At 64.7% G+C, this 6,674-nt stretch carries 5 protein-coding genes; 4 read left to right on the top strand and 1 reads right to left on the bottom strand.

Going from position 1 to position 6,674, the window contains the following annotated elements; translation table 11 throughout:
* Nucleotides 1-21 precede the first annotated feature (21 nt).
* From A2Z13_05735 to A2Z13_05750, 4 genes are read left to right on the top strand one after another with little or no spacing between them, the layout of a single operon-like run.
* Entirely contained in the window at nt 22-1,311 is a 1,290-nt protein-coding gene (locus tag A2Z13_05735) for a trigger factor (protein OGP76237.1), read from the top strand.
* Complete coding sequence (locus A2Z13_05740; GenBank protein OGP76238.1) at nt 1,308-1,916, top strand: ATP-dependent Clp endopeptidase, proteolytic subunit ClpP; 609 nt, start codon at nt 1,308-1,310, stop codon at nt 1,914-1,916. Before A2Z13_05735 ends, A2Z13_05740 begins: the two co-directional genes overlap by 4 nt.
* A 13-nt stretch (nt 1,917-1,929) precedes the next feature.
* The gene (locus A2Z13_05745; protein ID OGP76239.1) at nt 1,930-3,183 is read left to right on the top strand and encodes an ATP-dependent protease ATP-binding subunit ClpX; all 1,254 of its coding nucleotides are present in this window, start codon (nt 1,930-1,932) and stop codon (nt 3,181-3,183) included.
* Between the two features lie 50 nt (nt 3,184-3,233).
* Nucleotides 3,234-5,651, top strand: coding sequence for an endopeptidase La (locus A2Z13_05750; protein OGP76240.1), 2,418 nt, complete (start codon nt 3,234-3,236; stop codon nt 5,649-5,651).
* A gap of 2 nt (nt 5,652-5,653) precedes the next feature.
* On the opposite strand, the gene A2Z13_05755 is transcribed toward A2Z13_05750, so the two are convergent.
* Nucleotides 5,654-6,646: a hypothetical protein gene (locus tag A2Z13_05755; protein OGP76241.1), complete on the bottom strand. Its 993-nt coding sequence runs from the start codon at nt 6,644-6,646 to the stop codon at nt 5,654-5,656.
* Nucleotides 6,647-6,674 lie beyond the last annotated feature (28 nt).

Consider the following 6,674-nt stretch of genomic DNA (forward strand, 5'->3'; position numbering starts at 1 on the left):
TAGAGGGAAGAGAAGAGGACGATGAAAACGAGCGTGGAAACGGTCAGCGGCGTGGAGAAGCGGATCCGGGTGGAGGTCCCTCCGGACGAGGTGGTCAAGCGGATCGAGGAGGGGTACGCCGAGGTCCGGAAGATGGTCCCGCTCCGGGGATTCCGTAAGGGAAAGGCCCCGATGTCCATGGTGAAGCGGCTTTTCAAGGATCACGTGGAGGGGGAGGTGGTCGAGCACCTGGTGAAGGAATCGATCGCCGAAGCCGTCAAGGAGAACAACCTCCGCGTGCTCTCCATGCCGAAAATCGACGGCGCGAAGATCGCCGAGGGGCAGGAGTTCGCCTTCACCGCGACCTTCGAGGTGTTCCCCGAGGTGACGCCCTCCGGGTACAAGGGGCTGCCCGTTGTGAAGGAGAAGGTGGAGGTCAAGGACGAGCAGGTGGACGCCGCGCTCGCGAGCCTTCGGGAGTCCTTCGCCAGTTACCATGTCGTGGAGGAGCGGGGGGCGGCCGAGGGCGACCTTCTCGAATTGAGCGTTTCCTCTTCAGCCGCCGGCGAGGCGATCGAAACCGGCCAGCCCGCGAGCCTGGTCCTCGGCGTCGGGGTCCCGTTCGGGAAGGAGTTCGAGGCGGCCCTTTCGGGGGCCAGGCAGGGGGACCGGAAGGCCGTAGAGGTGGAATACCAGGAGGACGCTCCCGACAAGAAATACGCGGGGAAAAAAGTGAGCTTCGACGTCGTCGTGAGCGCCGTCCGCGGGAAACGTCTTCCGGAGGTAGACGAGGATTTCGTCAAGAATCTCGGCGATATAAAGAGCCTGGAGGAGCTTCGTTCCAGGTTGGCGGAACGGCTGCGGGCGGAAGGGGAGGAGCGGTCCCGTTTCCGCTCGGAGGAAGAGATCCGGAAGGGGCTGCTCGAGAAGAACGCCTTCGAAGTTCCCCGGTCGCTGGTCGACCGGCAGATCTTCGGCATGATCGAGGAAACGGCGAACCGGATGGCCTCCCAGGGAATCGACCTAAAGAAAGTGAACATGGATTTCGAAAAGATGAAGGAGCGGTTCGCCCCGAGCGCGGAACGGGCCGTCCGGGTTTCCCTGCTGCTCGAAGCGATCGCGAAACAGGAAGCCATCGACGTCCCGTATTCCGAGATCGAGTCCGAGATGAAAGAGATGGCGGCGGTCGCCCGGATGAGCCATGAAAAGGTGAGGGAGCACTACGGGGACGAAAACCGGCTGGACGCCCTTCGGAACCGGCTCCTGGAGCGGAAGGTGATGGCGTTCCTGCTCGAGAACGCGCACGTCAAAGAGGAGGTTGCAGCCGAATGACCCTCGTGCCCATCGTGGTGGAGCAGACCGCCCGCGGCGAACGTTCCTACGACATCTACTCCCGGCTGCTCAAGGACCGGATCGTCTTCATCGGGAATCCGATCGACGACGACATCGCCAACCTGGTCATCGCGCAGCTTCTGTTCCTCGAGGCCGAAGACCCGGACAAGGACGTCAACCTCTACATCAACTGCCCCGGCGGGCTGGTGACGGCCGGCATGGCGATCTACGACACCATGCAGTTCATCAAGCCCAAGGTGGCCACCGTGTGCATCGGCCAGGCCGCCTCGATGGCCGCGGTGCTCCTGGCCGGCGGGGCCAAGGGGAAGCGGACGGCCCTGCCCAACGTGCGGATCCTCATCCACCAGCCGATGGGGGGGACCCGGGGCCAGGCCACCGACATCAAGATCCAGGCCGAGGAAATCCTCCGGATGCGGGAGGAGCTGAACAAGATCCTTTCCAAGCATACGGGGCAGTCCCTGGAGCGGATCGCGTTGGACACCGAGCGGGACTACTTCATGTCGGCGGAGCAGGCGAGGAGCTATGGTATAATCGATCAGGTTGTCGAAAAACGGCTGGCGGTCGCAAGGCCGCTCGTGGATTGACGGAGGCCCCCCATTGACCCGGAAATTCAACGATAAGGCGAACCTTCTGGTCTGCTCCTTCTGCGGCAAGGCGCAGAACGAGGTGCGGAAGCTGATCGCGGGGCCGACGGTGTACATCTGCGACGAGTGCGTCGAGCTGTGCAACGACATCATCTCGGAAGAGACCGAGGTCGAGCACTCTTTAGACGAGAAGCGGCGAAGGCTCCCCAAGCCCACCGAGATCAAGAAGACCCTCGACGAGTACGTCATCGGGCAGGAGCGCGCCAAGAAGATCCTCTCCGTGGCGGTCTACAACCACTACAAGCGGATCGAGTCCCGCACCACCGACGGCATCGAGCTGCAGAAGTCCAACATCCTGCTCCTCGGGCCGACCGGCAGCGGCAAGACGCTGCTCGCGCAGACCCTCGCCCGCATCCTGAACGTGTCGTTCACCATCGCCGACGCGACGACGCTGACCGAGGCGGGGTACGTCGGGGAGGACGTGGAGAACATCATCCTCTCCCTCCTCCAGGCGTCCGACTACGACGTGGAGAAGGCCCAGAAGGGGATCGTCTACATCGACGAGATCGACAAGATCGCGCGCAAGTCGGAGAACCCCTCGATCACCCGGGATGTCTCCGGGGAGGGCGTGCAGCAGGCGCTTCTCAAGATCCTCGAGGGGACCGTCGCCAACGTCCCCCCGAAGGGCGGCCGCAAGCACCCGCAGCAGGACTTCATCAAGGTGGACACCACCAACATCCTCTTCATCTGCGGCGGGGCGTTCATCGGCCTCGACGGGGTCGTGGAGCGGCGGACCACGAAGAAGACGATGGGGTTCGGCGCCGACATCGTCTCGCACACCGAGAGGAACCTCGGCAAGCTCCTCGAGGCCGTCCAGCCGGAGGACCTCATCAAGTTCGGGCTGATCCCGGAATTCGTGGGGCGCCTCCCGGTGCTGGGCACCCTGCACGAGCTGGACGAGGACGCGCTGGTCCAGATCCTGACGCGCCCGAAGAACGCGCTCGTGCGCCAGTACCAGCGGCTGTTCGATTTCGAAAACGTGAAGCTGGAATTCTCCGAGCCCGCGCTGCGCACCATCGCCCGGCAGGCGATCGATCGGAAGGCGGGGGCGCGGGGCCTGCGGTCCATCCTGGAGCACATCATGCTCGACGTGATGTACGAGATCCCCTCCCAGAGCAACATCAAGAAATGCATTATCTCGGAAGACGTGGTGAGCGGCAAAGTCCCTCCGGAAATCGTGCAGGGAAAGAAGGCCGAACTGGCGTGAGGCAGGAGGGCCCCTCGAACGGCAGGGCCGGTGACGCCGTGGAGGATGGAATGGAAGACAGGAAAAAGATCCTGCCGCTGCTCCCGTTGCGCGACATCGTCGTGTTTCCCCACATGGTGGTGCCGCTGTTCGTGGGGCGCGACAAGTCGATCGCTGCGCTCGAAGCCGCCTTGTCCCTGGACCGCCTCATCTTCCTGGCCGCCCAGGAGGACGCCTCGACGAACGACCCCGCGGAGGAGGACATCCGCCGCATCGGCACCGTCAGCCACATCATCCAGCTGCTCAAGCTTCCCGACGGCACGGTCAAGGTGCTCGTGGAGGGACGGTCGAGAGCGAAAGTCGTCCATTACCTTCCCAACGACCGCTATTTCCAGGTGAGCACCGAGGAGATCGTTCCGGAGCGGGTCACGGGGGCGCACGCGGAGGCGCTCGTCCGCAACGTCCTCGCGTCCTTCGAGAGCTTCGCCAAGCTCAGCAAGAAGATCCCTTCCGAGACGCTCTCGCAGGTCGGCGCTCTCCACGACCCCGCCCGGGTCGCCGACACGGTGGCTGCGCACCTGCCGATCAAGCTCTCCGACAAGCAGGCGATCCTCGAGATCGAGCCGGACCGGAATCGACTGGAGAAGATCCTCGCCCTCATGGAAGCCGAAATCGAGATTCTCGAGATCGAGCGGAGGATCCGGGGCCGCGTCAAGAAGCAGATGGAGAGGACGCAGCGGGAGTTCTACCTGAACGAGCAGATGCGCGCCATCCAGAAGGAGCTCGGCCAGGGGGACGAGGGGAAGACGGAGCTGGACGAGCTCGAGGAGAAGGTCAAGAAGAAGGGGATGAGCAAGGAGGCGGTGCAGAAGGCCCAGAAGGAGATCAAGAAGCTCCGCATGATGTCCTCGATGTCGGCCGAGGCCACCGTGAGCCGCAACTACGTCGACTGGCTCATCTCGATCCCGTGGCAGGAACGCACCGAGGACAAGCTCGACATCGATGCGGCCGAAACGGTCCTGAACGAGGACCACTACGGGCTCGAGAAGGTCAAGGAGCGGATCATCGAGTACCTCGCGGTCCGCAAGCTCGTGTCCAAGCTGAAAGGGCCGATCCTCTGCTTCGTGGGTCCTCCCGGCGTGGGGAAGACCTCCCTGGCCCGGTCGATCGCGAGGGCGATGGAGCGCAAGTTCGTCCGGATGTCGCTGGGCGGCGTTCGCGACGAGGCGGAGATCCGCGGGCACCGGCGCACCTACATCGGGGCGCTCCCCGGCAAAATCATCCACCAGATGAAAAAGGCGGGGACGGTGAACCCCGTGTTCCTGTTCGATGAAGTCGACAAGATGTCGATGGATTTCCGTGGAGACCCTTCCGCGGCGCTCCTCGAGGTGCTCGATCCGGAGCAGAACAACTCCTTCAACGACCACTACCTGGACATCGACTACGACCTCTCCGACGTGATGTTCATCACCACGGCGAACATGCTGCACGGCATCCCGCCCCCCCTGCAGGACCGGATGGAGATCATCCGTCTGCCGGGGTACACCGAGGTGGAGAAGCTCCACATCGCCCGCGACCACCTGATCAAGAAAAAACTGGACGAGCATGGCCTGTCGCGGGAGAAGGTGTCGTTCGCCGACGCGGCGATCCTCCACATCATCCGCTATCACACGCGCGAGGCCGGAGTGCGCAACCTGGAACGGGAGATCGCCTCCATTTGCCGGAAGATCACCCGGGAGGTGGTCAAGGACCCTTCGCTCGTGAAGATGCGCGTTTCCCCTTCGGCGGTGCGCGGCTACCTGGGCCCCGCGAAGTACCGGTACGGCGAAGCGGAGGAGAAGGGGCAGATCGGGCTCGCGACGGGGCTGGCCTGGACCGAGTTCGGCGGGGAGCTTCTCCTGATCGAAGTGGCCCTCATGCCGGGGAAGGGGAACCTCAAGGTTACGGGCAAGCTCGGGGAGGTGATGCAGGAGTCGGCCCACGCCGCCCTCTCCTACATCCGCACCCGTGCCGATCGCATGGGACTGGACCGGTCCTTCTACCAGAAGATCGACATCCACATCCACGTGCCGGAGGGGGGCATCCCCAAGGACGGCCCTTCGGCGGGGATCACGATGGCGACGGCCCTGGCTTCCGCGCTGCTGCGGGTGCCGGCGTGGAACGACCTGGCGATGACGGGAGAGATCACCCTGCGCGGGCGGGTGCTCCCGATCGGCGGGGTCAAGGAGAAGCTCCTGGCGGCCCATCGCGGCGGGATCAAGACCGTGATCCTGCCGGCAGAAAACGAGAAGGACATGACGGAGATCCCGGCCAAGATCCGCAAGAACCTCAAGATCCTCTTCGTCCGCCACATGGATGAAGTGATCGAGGCGGCCATCGACATGCCCGGGACCGTGAAGCCCGTGGAGCCGGTCTCGCCTCCCGAACCGGAGGCGGAGCCCCCCGCCGTCCCGCCCGGATCTTCCGGCGAGGAAGTCATCCGGCACTGAAATCAGGGCGGAGATTCCGTAAGAAGCCTCCCGCCGCTTTCGCCTGCGATCCTTTCGGCCTCCTCCCGCCCGATCACTTCGGGCAGCGGCAGGAGGCCTTTTTCTCCTCCGATTCCCCCCGCGAGCTTGAGCGCGACCTCCGCGAGCAGGACGCCCGCGAGGCGTCCCTGTCGGTCCTCGATCGCCGCAGTTGCAGCGTCGCACTCTCCATCTGCCGATATGCCCGCCACCGCGGCCGGCGTTCCCGGCGGGGATTCCATGGAACCGCGGAGCCAGAAGAGGATGGCCGCCGAAAGTTCCTTGCCGACAGGTCCGAGCGCTCCGAGCGTTCTTCCGAACCGCCGGAAAAAGACCGCTGGACGCCCCGGCGGAAGGCCGAAGAAATCTTCCCCCAAGACGAAATACCCTCCCGGGGGGGAGCCGGAGGGAGCGGTCTCTTCCCGCCCGGGGGCCCTGGCCACTCTCCGGAAGAAGGCGTATCCGCCGAACCGGTCGAGAGAGCAGAAGAGATAACGGCGCGGCGCCGGTTCCTGCCGTTCACCGGCCGCCGTCCGGCCGCCGGCGAGGAAGTGGGCGGAGAGGAGTTCCGTCCATCCGGGCATCATTCCGCAGCCCGACACGGCCGCAACGCCTTTGCGGCGGAATGCGTCATGGACCTCCCGCCGGTCGGCCGCGGAGAGCGTACCGTCCCCGATGCTGGCGGCAGGGGTCCCCTTCTCCGCACAGGTCAGCAGGATCCTCTTCTCGTACTCCGCGCACGGGCCGACAGCGCTGGCCACGGCGTTTACCCCCGCAAACAGCCGCGTAAGTTCCAGGGACCGGCCGGCGTCGGCCATCGCCCATCGACACTTGGGGGAGAGCGTCTTCGCGAACCGTTTCGCGTCCCGGATGTTGTAGTCCACCAGGAGCAGCTCCCCGACCTGCGGTCGGGCGGAAAGGGCCTGCGCCGCGATCCTGCCGATAAATCCGGCGGCGCCCAGGATGGCGATTTTCATCCCCCCATCTTAGCAGACGACGGTCCGC

Source organism: Deltaproteobacteria bacterium RBG_16_64_85 (genome assembly GCA_001798885.1).
Classification (GTDB): domain Bacteria; phylum Desulfobacterota; class Deferrimicrobia; order Deferrimicrobiales; family Deferrimicrobiaceae; genus FEB-35.